General features: G+C 59.3%; 10 protein-coding genes. 6 read left to right on the top strand and 4 right to left on the bottom strand.

All coding sequences use genetic code 11. The annotated features are described in order from the left end of the window. The first annotated feature begins 137 nt into the window (after nt 1-137). The 6 genes from E6C55_RS16425 (at nt 138) to E6C55_RS16400 (ending at nt 16067) form a co-directional block, all read left to right on the top strand. On the top strand, nt 138-1679 hold the full coding sequence (locus E6C55_RS16425; RefSeq protein ID WP_136370900.1) for a response regulator transcription factor: 1542 nt from the start codon (nt 138-140) through the stop codon (nt 1677-1679). Between the two features lie 270 nt (nt 1680-1949). Then, nucleotides 1950-8708 carry a glycoside hydrolase family 97 catalytic domain-containing protein gene (locus E6C55_RS16420; protein WP_136370899.1) on the top strand — a complete coding sequence of 2253 codons (6759 nt, stop codon included), beginning with the start codon at nt 1950-1952 and terminating at the stop codon, nt 8706-8708. 98 nt (nt 8709-8806) lie between these two features. After that, nucleotides 8807-9802: an aldose epimerase family protein gene (locus tag E6C55_RS16415; RefSeq protein ID WP_136370898.1), complete on the top strand. Its 996-nt coding sequence runs from the start codon at nt 8807-8809 to the stop codon at nt 9800-9802. Between the two features lie 161 nt (nt 9803-9963). After that, nucleotides 9964-13332, top strand: coding sequence for a S8 family serine peptidase (locus tag E6C55_RS16410; protein ID WP_136370897.1), 3369 nt, complete (start codon nt 9964-9966; stop codon nt 13330-13332). A gap of 160 nt (nt 13333-13492) precedes the next feature. Continuing rightward, on the top strand, nt 13493-14392 hold the full coding sequence (gene cysD, locus E6C55_RS16405) for a sulfate adenylyltransferase subunit CysD (protein WP_136370896.1): 900 nt from the start codon (nt 13493-13495) through the stop codon (nt 14390-14392). Between the two features lies 1 nt (nt 14393). Beyond that, nucleotides 14394-16067 carry a GTP-binding protein gene (locus E6C55_RS16400; protein ID WP_136370895.1) on the top strand — a complete coding sequence of 558 codons (1674 nt, stop codon included), beginning with the start codon at nt 14394-14396 and terminating at the stop codon, nt 16065-16067. A gap of 64 nt (nt 16068-16131) precedes the next feature. Here E6C55_RS16400 and E6C55_RS16395 read toward each other — a convergent pair whose 3' ends face one another. The 4 genes from E6C55_RS16395 to E6C55_RS16380 all read right to left on the bottom strand — a co-directional run bounded on the left by E6C55_RS16395 (nt 16132) and on the right by E6C55_RS16380 (nt 21393). Then, entirely contained in the window at nt 16132-17238 is a 1107-nt protein-coding gene (locus tag E6C55_RS16395; RefSeq protein ID WP_136370894.1) for an ABC transporter substrate-binding protein, read from the bottom strand. Nucleotides 17239-17368: 130 nt separating this feature from the next. Then, entirely contained in the window at nt 17369-18979 is a 1611-nt protein-coding gene (locus tag E6C55_RS16390; RefSeq protein ID WP_136370893.1) for an AraC family transcriptional regulator, read from the bottom strand. Between the two features lie 327 nt (nt 18980-19306). After that, a complete protein-coding gene (locus E6C55_RS16385) occupies nt 19307-20710 on the bottom strand; it encodes a sensor histidine kinase (RefSeq protein ID WP_136370892.1) in 1404 nt (467 codons plus the stop codon). Further along, nucleotides 20707-21393: a response regulator transcription factor gene (locus tag E6C55_RS16380; RefSeq protein WP_136370891.1), complete on the bottom strand. Its 687-nt coding sequence runs from the start codon at nt 21391-21393 to the stop codon at nt 20707-20709. Before E6C55_RS16380 ends, E6C55_RS16385 begins: the two co-directional genes overlap by 4 nt. Nucleotides 21394-21665 lie beyond the last annotated feature (272 nt).

The raw sequence follows: 21665 nt of genomic DNA, 5'->3' as shown, positions 1-21665 counted from the left end.
ATGCCGGAAAGTCCAGTCCCTTTTTGATTTTCAAAGAACGAAGTACTGGGAATTTGGCGACCGATTCCCAGCCCCCTCGGGGGCTGGGAACTAGCCTTCAAGTGCTTTCAAAACATACTATACGAGGGGGAGGCCGTATGAACGTTATGGTCGTGGACGACGAATACGGCATTCGCAGCTACCTCGCCGCGATGCTGCAAGGCATGGAAGGGCTGACCGTGCGCGAAGCGGCGAACGGCAGCGATGCGCTGCAGCAGATGGAGGCCGAGCCGCCGGCCGTCGTTCTCACCGACATCAAGATGCCGGTGATGGATGGGCTTGAGCTTATTCGGCAGAGCCGTTCGCGTTATCCCGACGCCTGGTTTGTCGTCCTTAGCAACTTCGCCGAATTCGAGCTGGCGCAGCGGGCGCTGGAGTACGGCGCCAGAAATTATCTGCTGAAGGCGACCGTCACGCGCGACAAACTCGCCGAGGAGGTGCGCAAGGCCAAGCGGCACTATGCCGAGAGCAAGGATAAGGCGGCTGCGGTCACCTTCAATGCCAATGAGCGGCTGATGGTGCAGAACTCGTTGTTCTACGAACGGCTGGAGGGGCGAATTCACAATGCCGAGCTGTGCAGCCGGGCGGAACGGCTGCACATATCCGCTTTCCGCGCGCAGGCGTACGAGTCTCCCTCCCGCTTCGCGGTGCTGGAGATCGCACGCTTCGCCGGGTGGACCGGCAGCAAGTTCGGCGGCCATGGCGATCTGGCGATCTACGCGCTGAGCAATGTCGTCCGGGAAGCGATCCAGCGGCGGAATGCGCACAACGAGCTGTTCCATGCGGGGCAGAACCGGTTCGTGCTGCTGGACCTCGGCGAGACCGACGACGCGCGCCATGCGGGCACCATCGCGGAAGTGCTGGCCGAGACGCAGCGGTATTTGGGGTTGGCCGCCTCCTGCCTGATCCACTGCGATTTTGCAGGATTGGACGGGTTCTTCCGCCGGGTCGCTCTGGCGCTTGAGCAGGCCGATTGTTTGTTCTACGAGCCAGATGCCTGTGTGGTCGATACCCGCACGGCAACCGTCGTCGAAGCGGATCTTGATTTGTTTGCGTTCTTCCAATCCGTGGAGGGAGGAAGCAACGGCAGACTGACGGCGTCGGGGCTGCCCGGCCTGGTGGCTACGTACTTCGAGCTGCTGCGTCATCTGCGCCGTCCTTCCGCATCCGCGAAGAGCGATGTCCGAACGCTTGTGCAATTCATGGAGAAGGGCGGCTTCTCCGTTCCCGCCGCGCTCAAGTCCGAGCTGGACAGCCTGCAGGCCGCACGGCTCGCCGATTACAAGGAGCCGTTCGCGCGATGGCTCGGGGAGCTTGGAGATTACGGCCGGAGACGAGAGGAAATTACGCAGGCGCTGTCCTATATCCATGCGCACTACGCGGATAGAATGACGCTCGAAGACTTGTGCGCCCACGTCAACCTGAGCCGCTCCCACCTGTCGAAGCTGTTCAAGGAACAGCAGGGAGTCGCAGCGATGGAGTATGTCGAGGCGTACAGGCTGAAGCAGGCGAGAATGCTGCTGCGGACCACCAGGCAACCGATTGCCGACATCGCGGAGCGGGTCGGGATCGGCGATGTGTTCTACTTCAGCAAGGTGTACAAGAAGCATTACGGGATCAATCCGAGCAAGGATCGATAGGGTGTCTCGCAGCGGGGGGCAAGGCGGCGAGAGATTGAGCGATTGCGAGACGGAGAGACCGAGGGATTGAGAGATTGAGAAATGGAGAAATTGTGAGATTGAGAAATTGCGGGATTGCGAGACCGAGAGATTGCGTGACGGAGAAACTGTGAGATTGCGAGACGGAGAAATTGAGAGATTGCGAGACTGCAAGACTGCAAGACTGAGGAACCGAGAGATGGCGAGACCAAGAATTCGAGAGACGAGAGCAATGCAAAGGAGGAGTTGTTGTTGTTGAGACATTGTCAACGAATAATCGCATGGGTGCTGATTCTCTGTCTGCTGCCGATGGGCTCATTGGGCGCTTCAGCGGAGCCGTCGGCAGAGGCGGATGTGCAGCTTGCCGCCTTGCCGATCCAAGCTTCCCAGGTTGGCTATGGCGCTGTCACGGCCAACGGGACGAATGCCGCAGGCTCTGCCATCACCCTATGGGATGGCACAAGTGCCGCGGGCTTCAGCTTCGCCGGCGGCGACACCGGCATCGGCATGCACGCGATGACGACGAACAAGCCCGGCGATGGCGGCGACGCCTATGTCGACTACGACATCTCGGCGTATCCGCATCGGCTGTTCCGCGCCTTGGCCGGCGTCGACGCTGCGAACGGCAACGCGTCGGCGACCTTCGGCTTTAAAGTGCTGATCGACGGAGCGGTTGTGTACAGCAGCGACATGGTGACCAGCCGGACTTCCTATCTCGACATCTACGCGCTGATTCCCGAGGACGCCCGCACGATCCGTCTCGCGATGAGCAGACCCGCCGACAGCAGCGGCAACGGCGGCTGGGGCGACTGGGTGAACGCCCGTCTCGTCGACGCGCCCGACTCCGAGCTGATGAGCATCGAGGCTGCGGCGGACAGCTCGAGCGTGGAGATCGGCAAGACCGCCGGCATTACGGTGACGGGGACGTCGCTGGGCAAATCTATCGCTGCGTTCGCCTCGCTGACTTACGAGAGCAGCAACACGGCGGTGCTCAGCGTGGACACGCAAGGCACGGTGACAGGCGTCGCCGCAGGCAGCGCCGCCGTGACGGTAAGGGCCGAGCTGGACGGCATGGTCAGGACGGCCGAAGTGCCGTTTACGGTGACGGAGCCGACGACAGAGGCAGCGGCGGATGTGCATCTTGCCCTTCTGCCGATCCAATCCTCCCAGTTGGGCTATGGATCTGTGAAGACCAACGGCACCAATGCTGCGGACAAAGCCATTGGGCTGTGGGACGGCACAAGTGCCGCGGGCTTCGACTTCGCCGGCGGCGACACCGGCATCGGCATGCATGCGATGACGGCGAACAAGCCCGGCGACGGCGGGGACGCTTATGTCGATTACGACATCTCGGCGTATCCGCATAAGCTGTTCCGCGCCTTGGCCGGCGTCGACGCGGGGAACGGCAGCGCAACGGCGAAATTCAGCTTCAAGGTGCTGATCGACGGCGCGGTTGTGTACAGCAGCAGCGAAGTGACCAGCCGCGATCATTATCTTGACGTCTACGCGCTGATTCCGGAAGGAGCCGCAACGCTCCGCCTCGCGATGGGCAAGCCCGCGGGCAGCGACGGCAACGGCGGCTGGGGCGACTGGGTGAACGCCCGCCTCGTCGATGCGGCCAATCCCGAGAACCTGCTGATGAGCATCGCGGCCGCCGCAGACAGCTCGAGCGTGGAGATCGGCAAGACCGCCGGCATTGCGGTGACGGGGACATCGCTGGGCAAGTCCGAGGTCACCGCGTTTGCCTCGCTCACCTACGAGAGCAGCAATACGGCGGTGCTAAGCGTGGATGCGCAGGGCACGGTGACCGGCATCGCCAGAGGCAACGCCGCCGTAACGGTGAGGGCTACGCTGGGCGACATAAGCAGGACGGCTGAAGTGATGTTTACGGTGACAGGGCCGAACGCCAAGCCGGATCTTATGCTCACCTCGATCCACCCGGCCAGTCAGCAGAACGGCTATCAGGCGATTCACTTCAACGATGGCAAGAACGCGAACAACGCGCAGTTGTATCTGTGGGACGGCACGAAGATGATCGCCCCGGCTGCCGGCGATACGAGCATCGGCATGCATGCGATGTCCGATAATTCCGCCCTTGCATTCGCCAGCTACGACATCGCCGGCAAGGGCTATAATTTGTTCCGCGCCTGGGCCGGCGTAGACCCGAGCACCCAAGACACCAACACGGCGACGGCGACCTTCAGCGTGCTGATCGACGGTCAAGTCGCCTATGCCAGCGACGTGATGGGACGCAGAGACGCCTACGCGGATATCTACGTGCCGATTCCCGCAGACGCCGAGGAGCTGACGATTGCCGTAGGCAACGGCGGCGACGGCAACAACGGCGACTGGGCCAACTGGATAAGCGCCCGCTTGGTCGACGATTCCGATGCCGGCGGCTATCTGGGCGCGATTGTCGTGGACATGGACAGCCCGGTGGTGTACCAAGGCGAGTCGATGACACTCGGCGTGCAGGGGCGTCTGTTGGACGGCACGCTGGTAAGCGTGTCCGACCTCGACTCGGCGACGTATGAGAGCAGCAACACATCGGTACTGACGGTGGACGACACCGGCAAGATGACGGGCGTCGCCGAGGGCAGCGTCATCGTTACGGTCACGATCAAGAAGGGGACCATCCTCCAGACGAAGAAGGTTCCGGTAGCTGTGCGTCTCCGGGAAGAGATCGTGGAGGATTGGGTTGTCGAATCCCCCTCCAAGTCGATTAAGGCGACGCTGAGCCTCACTGCGACCGGCCGTCTGGTCTACAACGTCGCCGCAGACGGCATTGCGGCGATCGATCCTTCCTCCCTGGGGCTGGAGACCAGCCTGGGCAGCCTGTCGTCCGGCCTTGTCTTCGACAGCCGTGAGGATCAGGTAATCGACGAGACTTACTCGTTGATATCGGGCAAGAAATCCTCGGTGCGCAACCATGCCAACGAGATGACCGTTCGCTTCACGAAGGACGGCGTTGCGCTCGCAATCGTGATGCGCGCCTATGACGACGGCTTCGCCGTGCGCTACGGCATCGAAGGCACGGGCGAGCTCAAGATCAACTCGGAAGGAACCGCGTTTACGGCTCCGGGCAACGTCGAAGCCTTCATGCTTCCTTACGGAAGCCTGGGCGCGTGGAACGAGGATGCCTACATCGGCGGCACGATGCAGGACACCGTAGGCAAGAGCTACAACATGCCGTTCCTGTACAAGACTCTCGGCGAGACTTGGGTGCTGCTGAACGAGGCGGCGCTCTCGCCGGAGTACACCGGCTCGGTGCTGTTCGGCGAAGCGGGCAATGTGCTGCGCTACAAGTTCTCCCCGACGCAGGGGACGGCGAATCCGGTCCGGACGAACGCACCGTGGGTCTCGCCTTGGCGTTCGGCGGTCATCGGCAAGCTGGGCGACATTGTGGAGAACAACCTGGCCGAGAACCTCAGCCCCGCGCCCGATCCGAGCATCGACTGGAGCTTCGTCAAGCCCGGCATTGCCGCCTGGCTGTGGTATGTCGCCGGCGCGGAGCAGGACAACCCCGAGCTCTTCAAGCAATACATCGACTACGCCGCCGATATGGGCTGGAAGTACATGGTGATGGACGAAGGGTGGCAGGGATCGCGCAACAACGTTCCTCAAGGGCGTTATCGCACGCGAGAGTACCCGGACTGGCTCAAGGAAGTGGCAGAATATGCCAAGTCGAAGGGCATCGGCCTGATGGCCTGGATGCACTCGATCGATGTCGACACCGCCGACGAGCGGGAAGATCTCGTCTGGATGATCGAGCAAGGGCTTGTCGGGTTCAAGCTGGACTTCTTCAACTCGACCTCGCAGGCGACGATGAAGCTGTACGACGATCTGTACAAGTTCGCCGCCGAGCACAAGGTGCTGTTGGACATCCACGGCACGAACCAGCCGACCGGCGAGATTCGCACCTACCCGAACGTGCTCACTCGCGAAGGAATCCGGGCTCAGGAATTCACCGGTGTGTACTCCAGCTACAACACGATCTACCCGTTCACCCGTACGGCGGTAGGTCCGGCGGACTTCAACCCGGCGCTGGACGTTCTCAAGAATGCGGGCGCCACGGGCGACGCGACGGTCAGCCATCGGCTGGCGCTGAACGTCATGTACGAGAGCGGAATACCGATGCCCTCCGATTCGATCGCGGGCAACGCGAAGTTCGGAGCCGATCTGCTGCTCAAGAACATGCCGGTAGCGTGGGATGAGACCCATCTGATCGACGGCTACCCCGGGAAGAGCGCAATCCTCTCGCGCCGGAGCGGGGACGACTGGTATGTGGCGGGCATCAGCACCGACGCCATGACCGCCGGCATTCCGCTGGATTTCCTCGGCGCGGGCACTTATACGGCGCTCGTATTCCAGGATGGTCAGAACGAGAGCGATCTATGGGATATGGATGTGAGCGTGAAGACCGTAACGGCTGCCGACACGTTGTCGATTCCGGTGCGCAAGGGCGGCGGCTTCACCGTTCGCCTCGCGAAGAAGGCTCTGACCTATGCCGATTCAATCTCGCTTAATGCCAATGAAGTGAGCATGGATCAGAACGGGACGTACGAGCTGCAAGCGACCTTGTCTCCGGCCGACGCCGACTTCACTCGCCTGCGCTGGAGCTCCAGCGACGAGACGGTTGCCGTCGTCGACGCCGCGGGCAAGGTGACGGCCAAGGCTCCGGGCGAGGCGATCATTACCGCCGCCACCGGTCCCGACAACGCCATTACGGCGGAAGCCCGGATTACGGTGCGCCAGCCCGCATACCTGCTGACCGACTGGACTATCCGCAACGGCGCGGGCAACGAGTCTTACCGGGCAATCGTGGACGAGAATACGCTGACTCTGCAGAGCCGTCCCGGCGAGCTCGGCGAGAAGCAAGGACTTCCCGTCGTTCCGAATCTGTTCGTGCGCGAGCTCACGGGGATGGCCGAGAAGAACTTCGCGATTACCGTGAAGGTGGATGCGAGTCCCGCCTTGAACTATCATACGGCGGGCATCACGATCTTCAACGGCGACACTTCCAAGAGCGTGAGCATGATGCAGCGTTACCACGGCGGCTTCGGAGGCAATGTGTTCGAGCTGCATGCGCTGAATAGCGGCACCCATACCGAGCGAACAACGAAGGACGATCAAGCGAAGCCCGTCTATCTGAAGCTGGCCAAGGACGGCAATGTGTTCAGGGGCTACTTCAGCGCCGACGGCGAGAGCTGGACCGAGATATCCCAGACCGTGACCCAGACCGAAGTGAGCGGCGCCGACAACATCTACATCGGCTTGTATGCGATCAACGGCAGCGGGAATCAGACCGGCATCCCGATGACCTTCGCCGACTTCAAGCTCGACGGCCAGCTTCTTCCATTTGCCGTTAAGAACCCGGCGTATGAGCCTGTGACGGTAACGAGCGTAACCGTCTCGCCCAAGACCGCCGCCGTGCGGAAGGGGGCGACGCAACGGTTCAGCTCCGCCGTTGCCGGGACGAATGCCCCCGACAAGACGGTAATCTGGAGCGTTAGCGGCAACACGAGCGACGGCACGACGATCGCCGACGGCTTGCTGACCGTGGGAGCCGACGAGAAGGCGAACAGCCTGACCGTCCATGCGGCCTCGACGGCCGATCCGAGCAAGTTCGACACGGCTGTCGTTACCGTAAGCGAGGGGAACCAGGGAGGCGGCGACGGCGGAACCGGCGGTGACAATGGAGGCAATAACGGCGGTAATAACGGCGGTGACAATGGCGACGACGGCAGTACGCCGAACGGAAGCTCGTCTTCTTCCGAGCCTGGCGGAGAGCAACAGGACGTGGGAACGACGAGCACGCAGACGATAGGCGGTCGGACGGTAACGACGATCAAGGTCGATGACGCCAAGCTGGCCAAGCTGCTGGAGAGTGCGGGCATCCGTGCAACAGTAACGATTGCTGCCGGCGAGCAGGCCGATGCGGTTATCGGTGAACTGAATGGCCAGATGATCAAAGACATGGAGCAGAAGCAAGCAACGCTTGAGGTCAAGACCGGGAAAGTCACCTATACACTGCCGGCGTCCCGAATCGATATCGATGCCGTATCCGCTCAGCTCGGCTCGCAGGTCTCGCTTAAGGACATTGCAGTGAGCGTCAGGATCGCGGCGTCTTCGGAGGATACGATAGAGCTCGTCAAGGACGCTGCGGACAGGAACAACTATCGGCTCGTCATCAACCCCGTTGAGTTCGAGATTATCTGCGCAAGCGGAGACACAACCGTTGCGGTGAGCCGATTCAACGGCTACGTGGAACGGACGATTGCCCTTCCCGATGGCATCGACCCAAGCGGAATAACGACGGGCGTCGTACTGAACGAGGATGGGACATTCCGCCACGTGCCGACGAGAATCATTGCAAGGGACGGCCGATACTATGCGGTCATCAGCAGCTTGACCAACAGCGTCTACAGCGCGATCTGGAATCCTGTCGAATTCTCCGACATGACAGGCCATTGGGCTGCGGACGCAGTCAATGACATGGGGTCGAGACTGGTCGTAAGCGGTGTCGGAGACGGCAGCTATGCTCCGGGCAGAAGCATCACCAGAGCGGAGTTCGCCGCAATCATGGTGCGCGCGATGGGGCTTGCCCCGAGTACAGCCGAGAGCGGCTTCCATGATGTCTCGCTTGGCGACTGGTTCAACGGCTACGTCGATACGGCCTCGAGCTACAAGCTCATCTCGGGCTACGATACGTTGAGCTACGCACCGAACGACACGATAACGCGTGAGCAGGCGATGACGATAATGGCGCGGGCGATAGCATTCACGGGACTTGACGCCAGCCTTGGGGACAGCGAGATCGACGAACGGCTTGCCGGATACTCGGACGCGGCGGATGTCTCGGACTATGCGAGAGCGAGTGTGGCGCTCTGCCTCAAGACAGGTCTTGTCACCGGCAAATCCGCAGCAACGATTGCACCGAAGGATGCGGTCACTCGCGCGGAGGTTGCCGTTATGGTACAGCGCCTGCTGAACGCTGCCGGACTGATATAACCCGATAATCGGAATGAGGGCTGCCCCGGGCAATCGGCTGTGGGGCGGCTCTCTTTTCTATATGAATGCATCTTGCGTTGATCAAGGGGGAATGGACGATGGGTGCCAACGAGGACTCGAAGGTTTATACGGGAGTGTACAAAGAATGGTTGTCTGCCGCGATCGAGACCGACCTTGTCCGTCTCACTCTGCTGCCCGGTTTAGGAGGCAAAATCGTTTCGCTCCTATACAAGCCGACCGGGAAGGAATGGCTGCTCGATTCCGGCAAGCGGCCGCTCAAACAACCAGACTACGGTTCGAGCTTCACCGCATGGGATATGAGCGGGTGGGATGAGTGTTTTCCGACGATTGATGCTTGCACCCTGCAGGCGGACCTGCAGGCGGACCTGCAGGCGGACGGCGCAATCGACATGCCGGATCATATCGACATGCCGGATCATGGCGAGCTATGGTCGCTCCCCTGGCATTGCAAGCTCGAAGACGACGCTATTGTATGTGCGGTTCGAAGCCCTCAATTGCCCTTGCGGTTCACAAGGCGCGTGTCGATTGCTGCACCGGATCAAATCCAACTGCAATATGAGGTGGAGAATGAAGGCGACAGGCCGCTTCCATTCCTGTGGGCGGCACATCCGCAATTCGCGATCGAGGAGCCGACACGTATTCTGCTGCCGGAAGGCGTTGACCGATTGCTATGCGTTTACGGGGGCCACTCGCTTGCAACGATGGAGACCTATGATGCGCCATCCATTGCCCTAATCAACCCGCTCGTTACCGGCGACGGGAAGAAGTTCTATTATCCGGGCCAAGCGCCGGGCCAAGCGGCAAGCGGTTGGTCCGGGCTACAGGAGCAAACAAGCGGCAATTTTGTAATGCTTGCCGTCCCGCAGGATAAAGTCCCGTACTTGGGGGTGTGGATCGACGAAGGGATGTACAATGACCGAGTGACTTGCGCTCTTGAACCGGGAATCGGCTACTTTGATTCGCTCTCGGCGGCAATCGCCAACGGCACTGCGCAGATAGTCGATCCGCACGGCAGCTTCGAATGGAGCTTGACGGTATCGCTTGGCCATCAACTAGAATCGTGCTATTTTTAAGCTTAATTTAAGTTATCTCCGTTAGAATTTACCTGTGAAAATAGAGCGTTAAGGCTATACGATACAAAGCGCATCCTGGGGAGGGACGTGAAGGTACGAGTTTAATAGAGTTGCTGTTTATCGTGAAGCTTCCAAGTTGAGAGAGAGGACGATCATGCCGCATGGGGAAAGCCGTTGTCAGGAAAATAGGCGTCGGATTATTTGCATTTATTATTGCGATTTATGGGGCCGGGATTGTCGCGGCGTCGCCGCTTGACACAACAACCGAGGCCCAGGAGGACTCGGGTTCCGTCTATGTTCCCGGAGAGGTGCTCGTGAAGTTCAAAGACGAGCCTGCCGTTCAGTGGCTAAGCTCGTATATGACACCGCTGGAGAAAGTCGCCGACGATGCCGGGATCGGTCTGTCCGAATTGCAGTCGCTTGACGAACAGACTAAGCTGTACGAGACGGACGGCGAGGTGGAGGAGACCATTGCCGCGCTTCAGAGCGATCCCCGGATCGAGTATGCGCAGCCCAATTATTTGTATTCCTTGGATGCGGTTGCCGCTCCCAACGACACGTACTGGTCGAATCAGTGGGGAATGACCGACGAGGATTACGGCATCGACATATTGGAGGCATGGGGATACGGCTACGGAAGCGACGAGGTTGTGGTCGCCACTCTGGATACGGGCATCGATGTCGACCACCCGGATTTGGTCGATCGGCTCGCGAGCTTGACGGGCACGAATTTGTCGCACGGCCCCGGCGACAGCCTCAACTTGCCGGTCGACAAGGTCGGGCACGGGACCCATGTCGCGGGCATTATAGCCGCAACGGCGAACAATTCGATCGGTGTAGCCGGCGTTGCTCCCGGCGTCGAGATCCTGCCTGTCAACGTGAGCGTGAAGAGCGGGAATCAATATGCGCTCTCGACCGCCTTTATTCGAGCGGGCATCGATCTGGCGGTGGCGAGAGGGGCCAAGGTGCTCAATATGAGCTTCGGGTCGGAGGGGAACGAATTCGATACGGCTCTCTATGAGAAGATGAGCGAATACTCCGATATTCTGTATGTGGCGGCGGCGGGCAACGACGGGGCGAACAACGATGAGGTGATGGTGACACCGGCGAATTTCTCCGTGGATTATACGGATTCCGATGGCCATTACTACCCTGCGCTGCCCAATATCATCACGGTGGCGAGCGTGGGAACGGATGCGTTGTCCTCGTGGTCCGATTACGGCGTAAATTCCGTGCATCTGGCGGCGCCAGGGGAAGGCATCGTCAGCACGATTCCGGACAACACGTACGGCTCCCTCAGCGGAACGTCGATGGCGGCTCCCCAGGTGTCCGGGGCGGCGGCGTTGTTGTATTCGCTCGACGAGACTCTGACTCCGGTTGAAGTGATCGATATTCTGACGAGTCAGGCCAGACAGGTGGCGGGGCTCGCTTCCAAAGTCAAGAGCGGCGGGACGCTTGATGCCGGGGCGGCGGTCGGATATCTCGCCAACCGGGTGGCATCGGCGACGGCGACTCCCGCAGGGGGAGACATCTACACTGCGACCCCGGTGACGCTAAGCACAACGACCGAGGGTGCTTCCATCTATTATACGACGGACGGAAGGGACCCGGACCCCGCGACGGGGACGCTCTATGAGGGGCCGATTCAACTGACGCAGTTGGGGGCGGTAGCCTTGAAGGCACGGGCTTATAAGGAAGGAAGCTTCCCCAGTGCGGCAACGTCCTTCGATTATTCGGTGGCGTACGACGAGAACTATCCCGGTATTTCTCTGAAGGGCGCGAATCCGATGACGGTCGAGGCGAACGGCGTATTCGCCGATCCCGGCGCGACGGCATGGGATCTTCAGGACGGCGATCTCACCGATGCGATTGCGGTGACCGGAGTCGTGGATACTTCGATTCTCGGCACGTATACCCTCGAATATAACGTGGTCGACAGCGACGATCACGCTGCGGCGACCGTGACGCGCACCGTTATTGTACAGGATACGCAGCCCCCGGTTCTTGAACTGCTCGGGGACGCTTCGATGAGCATTGCGTATGGCTCGGAGTTCGTTGATCCGGGAGTGAAGGCGATGGATGCGTATTACGGCGATCTGACTTCCTCCGTCGTCGTGACCGGAACCGTCAATACGAGTCTGGCGGGCAGCTACACGCTCCGATACCATGTGCAGGACCCTTCGGGCAACGCCGCGGAAGAGGCGACGCGCACGGTGATTGTGAGCGAGGCCGCCTCCAGTTCGAGCGGCGGCTCAGGAGGCGGCGCGGTTAGCGGATCGGGCAGCGGTTCGGGTGGTTCCGCCGCCGCAGCCGCTTCGACGGAGGAAGCCGCCTCCGCCTCGCTGATCGACTTGAACGGGAGCCCTCTCGATCCGAACGAGCTTGATCTGACAAGGTCCTCCATTCCTCTGGAAGTCACGCCCGACAGTGCCGGCATCGCCTATGTCAGCCTGCCGCTAGACTTGCTGAACGATCGGGTTGGAGTCAACGATCAACTGATATTTGAGATCAAGGCGCCTTACGGCAGCTATCGGGTACCGGCCAAGCTGTCGTCGCTGATTGCGGGACTGGACGAGGTGCTGAACAGCCATTCGGTGACAACGGACAATGCCGCGTTCAAGATCACCCTGACCGATTACACGCAAGACCAAGAGATCAGAACTGCGCTGACCGCCAAGTTCCCCGATTCCGAGCTTCTGGGCGCCATCGTCGATTACCGCCTGGAGATCGTCGACAGCGGCACCGGGGAGTCCATCGCAGAGATCGGCTCGTTCGGCGAAGCGATCGAACGGACGATTACGCTGACCGGCAATTCGCAAGATCTCCCGAAGCAGTGGGGAGCGTATCGTTATGACCGGACGACAGGGACATTCGAGTTTGTCCCCGCCCGGGCGGTTGTGAACGGGGGAACCGGGCAGGCGGTTCTAAGCTCGTATACCAACAGCATATACCTTGTAGCCGCCAATCCGGTAAGTTTCCTCGATATGACGAACCATTGGGGGAAAGCGGAGGTGGAGCTCTCGGCGGCCAAGGCGCTTGTCGCCGGGATCGGGAACGGTCTGTTCGCTCCGAATCAATCCGTTACCCGAGCGGAGTTCGCGGCCATGCTCGTTCGCGCTCTCAGCCGGGGCGGCCAGTCAGGCGGTTCAGCGCCTTATGCCGATGTACCGGCGAATGCGTGGTATTACGATGAAGTCGCCGAAGCGAAGCAGCTTGGCTTGCTGGACATCGCTGTCGGGACAAGATTCTATCCGCAGCAGGCATTGACCCGGGAGGAGATGGCGAGCATGCTGGCGGCGGCCGTCCGCCTTGAGCAATCGACGGCAACGGCGCTTCAGTCGAGCCTTGACGGCTACCGGGATATCGGAGCTGCGAGTGCGGCCTACCTGGAAGACATCGGGTTGATGGTTGAACTGGGCATTATGACCGGCACCGGCGCGGACGAATTCCGCCCGCAGGATGGAACGACCCGAGCCCAGGCGGCGGTCGTGCTTAACCGGATGCTGCGAACTCTCGGCATGATGGACTGAATCGGCAGCTCATCCTCCATGTTCCCCCGAACAAAATTCGTTCGGGGGAGCATTTTTGTCACGGAAATTACTTTTTTCCACTTTGCAATAAAGGGTTAATCTGATACGATAGGTAGAAATACGATGGTTTTAGTGAGGATTATGAGGAGGCCGCATTTCCATGCAAGAATTAACGCATCTGGATCAACTTGAGGCTGAAGCGATTTATATTATCCGAGAGGTAGCGGCGGAGTGCGAGAAGCCGGTTATGCTGTACTCCATCGGGAAGGACAGCTCCGTGATGCTGCACTTGGCGCTGAAGGCCTTCTATCCCGAGAAGCCGCCCTTCCCGTTTATGCATATCGATACGACCTGGAAGTTCAAGGAGATGATCGAGTTCCGCGACCGCAAGGCCAAGGAGTTCGGCATCGAGATGATCGTCCATTCCAATGAGGAAGCGATCCAGCAAGGGATCAATCCGTTCGATCACGGCTCCGCGTACACCGATATTATGAAGACGCAAGCGCTGAAGCAGGGACTCGACAAGTACGGATTCACGGTTGCGTTCGGAGGCGGAAGACGCGACGAGGAGAAGTCGCGGGCCAAGGAGCGGATTTTCTCCTTCCGGAATAAGAATCATGCGTGGGACCCGAAGAACCAGCGGCCGGAGATGTGGAAGCTGTTCAACACGAGAATCAACAAGGGAGAGAGCATCCGCGTGTTCCCGCTCTCCAACTGGACCGAGAAGGACATCTGGCAATACATTCGCCGGGAGAACATCGATATTGTCCCGCTCTACTCCGCAGACGTAAGGCCCATTGTCAATCGCGACGGACATATCATCATGGTCGACGACGAGCGGATGAAGCTTGAGCCGGGCGAGAAGGTCGAGATGAAGAAGATTCGCTTCCGCACCCTGGGCTGTTACCCGCTTACCGGCGGAGTCGAGTCGGACGCGGTTACGCTGGATGAGATTATCGAAGAGACGCTGGGCGCGGTGTCCTCCGAGCGGACCAGCCGGGTCATCGACCAAGAAGCGGCGGGCAGCATGGAACGACGCAAACGGGAGGGCTATTTCTAACATGAAGAGTCTGCTTAAATTCATTACGTGCGGAAGCGTGGACGATGGCAAATCCACCTTGATCGGACATATGCTATACGAAGCCAAGCTGCTGTTCGCCGACCAAGAGCGAGCGTTGGAGCTCGACAGCAAGCTGGGAAGCCGCGGCGGCAAGATCGACTACTCGCTGCTGCTCGATGGACTGTTGGCCGAACGCGAACAAGGAATTACGATCGATGTCGCTTATCGGTATTTTACGACGGATCATCGCTCCTTCATCGTGGCGGACACGCCGGGACACGAAGAATATACGCGCAACATGGCCGTAGGCGCCTCGTTCGCGGATCTGGCGGTCATTCTGGTGGATGCGACCAAGGGCGTCATTACCCAGACCAAGCGCCATGCCCGGATCTGCGCGCTGATGGGGATCAAGCACCTCGTGCTCGCCGTCAACAAGATGGACCTGGTCGGCTTCGATCCGAAGATCTTCGAGGCGATCAAGGAAGAGTTCTCCCGGACGACGGCCGAGTTCCCGATTCAGAGCATTCAGGTCATCCCCGTATCCGCGACGGAAGGGGACAACATTACAACCAACTCGCCGAATACCCCTTGGTACGAAGGGCTTGCCTTACTGCCATACTTGGAAAATGTGGATGTGCACACGTCGAACGATACCAAGCCGTTTATGATGCCGGTTCAGCGCGTCTGCCGCCCGGACCATACGTTCCGCGGGTTCCAGGGTCAGATCGAGGCGGGGACAATCTCGGTCGGCGATGAGCTGACGACGCTTCCGAGCCGCGAGAAAGCGAAGGTTAAGCGAATTCTGGTGACCGACCAAGACCGGGATTCGGCTTATGCGGGACAGCCCGTTACGATTCAATTGGACCGGGAAGTCGACGTGTCGCGGGGTTGCGTGCTTACGACGGACAGCCAGATTCAAGAAGCCGGCAGCTTCGCTGCCACGATTCTGTGGATGGACGATTCCGTCCTGACTCCCGGCAAGCATTATTGGGTGAAGGTAGGAACAAAGATTCTTCCCGGCACGGTGACGGCGATTACGAACAAGGTCGACATCAACACGGGCAACATCGTTCCGGCCGAGCGGATCGTCAAGAACGAGTTGGCCAAGTGCGAGATCTCGTTGACGGACAGCATCGTATTCGATTCCTTCGAACAGAATAAGAGCATCGGCGGTTTTATTCTGATCGATCGCGTCACGAATATGACCTCCGCTTGCGGCGTTATCGACGAGGCGCTGGAAGGCCAAGGCCGGCTCGCGTCGCTCGACACGGAGATCACGAGGGAAGTTCGCGCCCAGCAGAAGGGGCAGACTCCGCTGACCGTCTGGCTTGCCGGTTCGGATACGGCGGCTCTCGCGAAGGAAGTCGAGAAGCGTCTCGTATCGTCCGGCTACCACACGATGCTGCTCGAGAACGTTCAGGGAGAGTCGCTGCGCCGGGTGGCAGAGGTCGCCAAGGTGCTCAACGACGCCGGACTTATTGCGTTGGTAACGTACGATTCCTCCAGCGTCAACGATCTGGAGACCGCACACGAGATTATTGGCAAAGGGTTTATCGAGGTTAGCGTGGAGGAGACAAGCGAGACTTCCATCGAAGAAGCGGCAACTTCCGTGGTTAAGCGGGTCGTGAAGGATGTCATCGCCCAGAGCTCGACTTCGATCAGCTACGAGATTTAATCCGAGATCGGCGCGAAGAAACAAACAAGCTCCCTGCATCCTTAGGATGCAGGGAGCTTGTTCGTTACGGATTGCCGAACTTCTCGAGCAAGAGCCGGGCTTGTTCGTCCAACTGCTTCTCGATCGACAGCGGATCTCCGGGGAGGAAGTCGTTGACGTCCACGTGGAATACATGGTCATTCTTGACGGCCGACAGGCTGCGCCACACGTTCAGCTCCTCAAATTCCGCGGCCAGCTTGCCGTTGTCGTTGTCCTGCCAATCGTAGACGCTCAGGAAGACATAATCGCCGATATAATTCGGCAGCGTCTCCAGCGACAGCGCGAGATAGGACGGTTCCTTGTCCATGACCGCCTCTTGAACGGTGGCCGGCGCCTGGAGCTGGAGCGAATTGTACAGGCTGAAGGTGCCGCGTCCGAACAGATTGCCGAACAGCTCGACCTGGCCCTTCGGCCAAGCTTCGATGACCGTGAACGTCGTTCCCTCCGGAATCACCTTGGCCAGTTGCTCGCGATAGCCCGCCGCCTTGCTCTCGTACTGCGCGATCCACGCCTCCGCTTTATCCGATTCTCCGACGATGTCGGCGATCTCGCGCAGTTGGTCGAACATCGTCTTGGAGCCGTAGCTGAGCACGACGGTCGGCGCGATCTTCGCATACTCATCGTAATTCTTGACGCCTTCCGCATTGTTCTCCTGCAGAATGATCAGATCCGGGTTCAGGCTAAGCGCCTTCTCGAGGGAGATGGTCGTGGCTCCGAGGTTCTCCACGCCGTCGGTCAGATTCAACGACTTCAGGAACGACGACTTCTCGAATTGGCTGAGCTGATTCTCCGTCGCTCCGATCGGCTTCACGCCGACCGCCTCCATGTGGCCCATAAATTGATCGACGAGAATCCGCTGCGGATGCGTCGGAATCGTCACTTCATGTCCTTCATAATCCTTGAACACCCGGGTGCTCGCTTCGGCAGCCGCCGGTTCCGAAGACGCTGCGGAAGGCGACGCTTCCTGATTCGCAGCGGCGCTCGGCGAGGCCGAGGCGGTGCTTGCGGCGGAATTGCCGTTATTCGAATTGTTGCCGCAGGCGCCGAGCAGTCCGGCCATAAGAATGCCGGTTAAGAGCAAGACAGCTGGTTTGAGATGAGACTTCCGTACAGAGAACAACTTCATTGCCATGATCGCCCCTCAATATGTGATAATGATTCTCGTTATCGATATTGAATTATAAGCGATCCTCATCCTCCTGAACATGGACGATCATGCCCGATTGTTATGGATAATGATGCCGTACCGTCCCTTCGCCAGCTCACCGATCATCGACCGAACGCTCCGGACCGCTTGGGGAGGAAGAGAGCAAGGAAGGAAGATTTTCCAAGAACAACCGCTGTGCATAGGCCGAATAATCGAACCAGGGCCACAGCGCGATCGGCGTCACGCGGCCGGCAAGCCCGACGGCTTCGCGCTGCCAGCGATCGGATTCCGTCAGCCGCGCCCATGCCTCGGCAACATCGTCGCCTCCCGGCAGCATCAGCAGAATCCGGTCCGCGCCGAATTGCGCCAGCTCCTGGATGGATACGTGTTCGCGGACGACAATGTCCAAGACGCGCTCCGGCGCGGCAATGGCCAGATCTTCATACAGCACTCCGGCGACGGTATGGCGGCCGTACACATGGCAGCCGTCCCGGTCGCAATGGGCGAGCAGAACCTTGTCCCGACCGACAAGCGGCCGAATCTTCTCGCGCGTGCGAGCGGCCAACCGATCGTAGTCCCGCAGCCATGTCTCCGCTTCCTCGGGCATCTCAAGGAAGTCCGCAATGAGCCGCAGATGGCCCCGCCAATCTTCGTCCAGCCATGGAACGAACAACGTCGGCGCAATCTCGCGGATGCGGTCCTGCTCCCGCTTGGGCAGGAACAGGTCGACGCCGATAATACAGTCGGGACGCGCGGCGCGCAGCGCCTCCAGATTGAATTCGTACTCGTGGCTCAGCTTCGTCTCGATATCGAACCTGAACTTGCGCCTGTACAGATCCGTCCAGCCGTGATCCATCGGGGCGGCGAACGGGACGATCTGCAGCGCCAGCAATTGGCCGATGTTGGGGAAGCTGTAGGCTGCGACGCGGCGCCTGCGGTTGCGAATATAAGTCGCGGGCGGAATGCCGACCTGCTGCTTGAACTTGCGGAAGAAGTAGAACTCGTCGCTGTAGCCGACCAGGCTGGCGATCTCGCGAAGCTTGAGGCCGGATTGCTCCATCAGCATCTTGGCCTTGCTGATGCGCAGCTCGGTCAAATAATCCATCGCGCTGACGCCGTAATTCGTCTTGAACTGCCGCATGAAGTAATAGCGGCTGAGCCCGGCCATCTCGGCCAATTCATCGATGGTAAGGTTCCGGTCGAAGTGCCGTTCCATATGCGCCCGCACCCGGCTTAACGACTCGTTGTCCGCCGGCAGCCCCCGCACCGCGTGCTCCTGCAGCAAGGCCAGCAGCTCCAAGAAGGCGGCTTGCGATCGCAAGCCGCCCTCCGGCCCCCCGCCAAGCCACTCCCGCTCCGCACGGCGGCATATCTCGACGGCCTCGGCCGACCGGGCATCGGGCAGCGGCAGAACTCCCGCGGGCTGCATGAGCCCGTCGTCCCGCTTCATGGCTCCCTTGCCGTCTTCCGTCTCCTCCAATGCGTCGAAGCGGACGATGTACAGCTCCCCGTCGTGTTCCGCGGAGGGGACATGGAGCAACTGGCCCGGCAAGCCGATGAAGACGCCGCCCGGAGGAAGATACTGCAGGCGCCCGTCCACGGTCAGCCGCAGCTCGTCGCTCTCGGAGAGCAGCAGCAGGTGGGCGGCCAAGTAGCCGAGCGGATGTGTCCATTCGCTTGACGGGGTTTTCTCGATTGATCGCAGCTTTATCCAGAGAGAGTCCATGCCGCACGCATCCTTATCGTTCCGTTACGACAAATTATATTGAGATTCGTTCTCAAGGTCAATTCTCGGGCGGGATCGAGGCGAAGCGGGCTTAAGCCGAACTGACTTGTTTCTGGGTTACTCATCTGTCCCCACCATGCCTGCACGAACGCCCGTACTTGAGTCATGGTGACTCATCTTGGCCCCTCCGCGCGCCTATTGCCGCTTCAGTTGGGTCGTGGTTACTCATCTGCCCCCACCATGCCTGCACGAACGCCCGTACTTGAGTCATGGTGACTCATCTTGGTTCCTCCACGCGCCTGCCGCCGCTCGGTCGGGGTGTTTCCCTTACCGGGGCAACGTAATCCGGAACACGGTCTCCACGTTCGGCACGCTGCTCATCTCCACGTTCCCCTGATGGGCGAGGGCGATGTCCTTGACGATGGCCAGGCCGATGCCAAGCCCTTCTCCTTTCCTGCCGCTGTCCACCCGGTAGAAGCGTTCGAACACACGCTCTTGGTGATCCGGAGGAATGCCTTTCCCTTTGTCCCTCACGATCACATTCACCGTTTGTTCGTCTGCGGTCAGTTGGATGCCGAGATATCGCCCGTTCTTCCCATACCGGATCGCATTGTCCAGCAGATTGCGCATTGCCCTCTCCATAAGGGGAGCATCGATGGAGAGCTCGATATCCTCATCCGGGAGGTCGACATCGAGCACAATCTGTTCGCCGTCGAGAATCATGATGTATTCGACCGCCATCTTGCGAACGAGCTCGGACAGATTGTGATGTGCCGGGCGGAGCGTCAGATCGTCCGCATCCAGGCGGGAGATGTCGAGCATCTGGTCCAGCAGCTTGTCCATGTATCGGCAGCGTTGCAGAATGATTTTGGCCCGGCTTTGGAGCTCTTGCTCATCCTTGTAATTGCCGGTGCGGATCATCTCGGCACAGCCGAGCATCGTCGTCAGCGGCGTTCGCAGATCGTGCGAGAGATTGGACAGCAGAAGCTTGCGCTTGCTCTCGAACTGCTGAATCTCCACGAACTGGGAACGGATTCGATTGGCCATCGCATTATAATGCCGCGAGAGCTGGCCGATCTCGTCCTTGGACGTATCCACCACCTCGATGACCGGCGAATCGCTCTGGATGTTCAATTGATTCAGAGCCTGATTAAGCTTGCGGATTCTTTTATTAATGGAAGTAAACAACCAGATCGCGAGCAGCAAAGGCAACGAGAACGACAGGATAAGCGGACCGATCAGCGAGAGGAGCGAGGTAAACTTGCGTACGAGAAAGTAGACTTCCCCTTGCTTCATTGCGGAGGCGGGCAGGCTCATGAGCAAGAAATACGATTGCCCGTCCCGGGTTGCGGGCGTCAGAATGTGAACGTCCTCTCCCGTCAAGTAGCTCCTGGGCATATTCTGCATCCATATCGCCAGGTCATGGAAGGTGAAGACCGGGTTAAGCCCCGCCGTATCATAGATGGACCGGCCTTGATCGTCCAGCCAGATCCAGCGAATGTCGGGATACTTCGCGCGGGCTTGGTCCAACGTTGCCTTCAGTATATTTTCCCCAGCGTCGCTCGTCTTCTCGATCGTCTCCACGGTGGCTTGCGCGAGCGGGTTCAACTCGAACAGGGCGTACCCCTTATTCGCCGCCTTGCCGATCCAGACGGAGCTATAGCCGAACAGAACCATACTCAGGGCGGTGCTGACGACCAGCAGCAGCCACAGCTTCGTGCGCAGCTTCATATTCCAGCCCCCGTTAAGCGATACCCGACGCCGCGCACCGCTTGAATCTCCCAAGGCGACTGAGCGCGCTCCAACTGCTTGCGCAGCCGGCTCATGTATACGCTCAGGTTGTTGTCGTCATACCTCTCATGCTGCCAGACCTGTTGATAGATCTCGAGCTTCGTCATCACGCGGTCGGGATTCTGCATGAAAATCTGCATCAGGCCGCATTCGACCATCGTTAAGGAAATCTTCTCATTATAGATAAGAAGCGTGTAGTTATCGATGTCCAGAATCATATTGCTCAGACGAATGACCATGGACGGATGGGCGATCTTCGGGTGACGTCTGCGAAGAACGGCTTGAATGCGAGCCATCAGCTCCATCGGGCTGAACGGCTTCGTCATGTAATCGTCCGCACCGAGGCCAAGCGTGGCGATCTTGTCCTGTTCCGCTCTTCTTGCGCTAACGACAATGGTCAATACGTCCAATCTGCGATTGTTCAAGTAGTGGAGCACTTCGAACCCGTCGCGATCGTCCATCATGAGGTCCAGGATGAGGAGGTCCACCGGCTCGGATTCCAGCCGTTCCATCGCCTGTTGTCCGGATTCGGCTTCGATCGGGTGCATTCCCGCTTGTTCGATATGGGCGCAGATTACTTCGCGAATTTGGGAATCGTCATCAACGACGAGGATTCGTTCCATTTGATTGTCGTCACCGCCAAGATATAATGAGTTATTTGGTGTTATTATCCATAAAATTTCTTTTTTGTTAACCGGCGCCGCTGCCGCTGTCCCTTTTCGCCAAAGGGTGCCTTATCCCCTCTGATCAGTCACCTAATTATTGGAAAAAGTCGCAGCCTGAACAGCAGGGATAAGGCACCCTTTTGTGGTACACCGGATGGGATATGTGACAGATTTCCTTATACTGGAAGATTGCTCCGATGTTCCTGACTGTCTCTACTAGAGCATACCAT

This window comes from Cohnella fermenti (genome assembly GCF_004801405.1).
Classification (GTDB): domain Bacteria; phylum Bacillota; class Bacilli; order Paenibacillales; family Paenibacillaceae; genus Cohnella; species Cohnella fermenti.
Note: the sequence above shows the minus strand (reverse complement) of the source record. Positions and strands in the feature narration are given on the sequence as shown.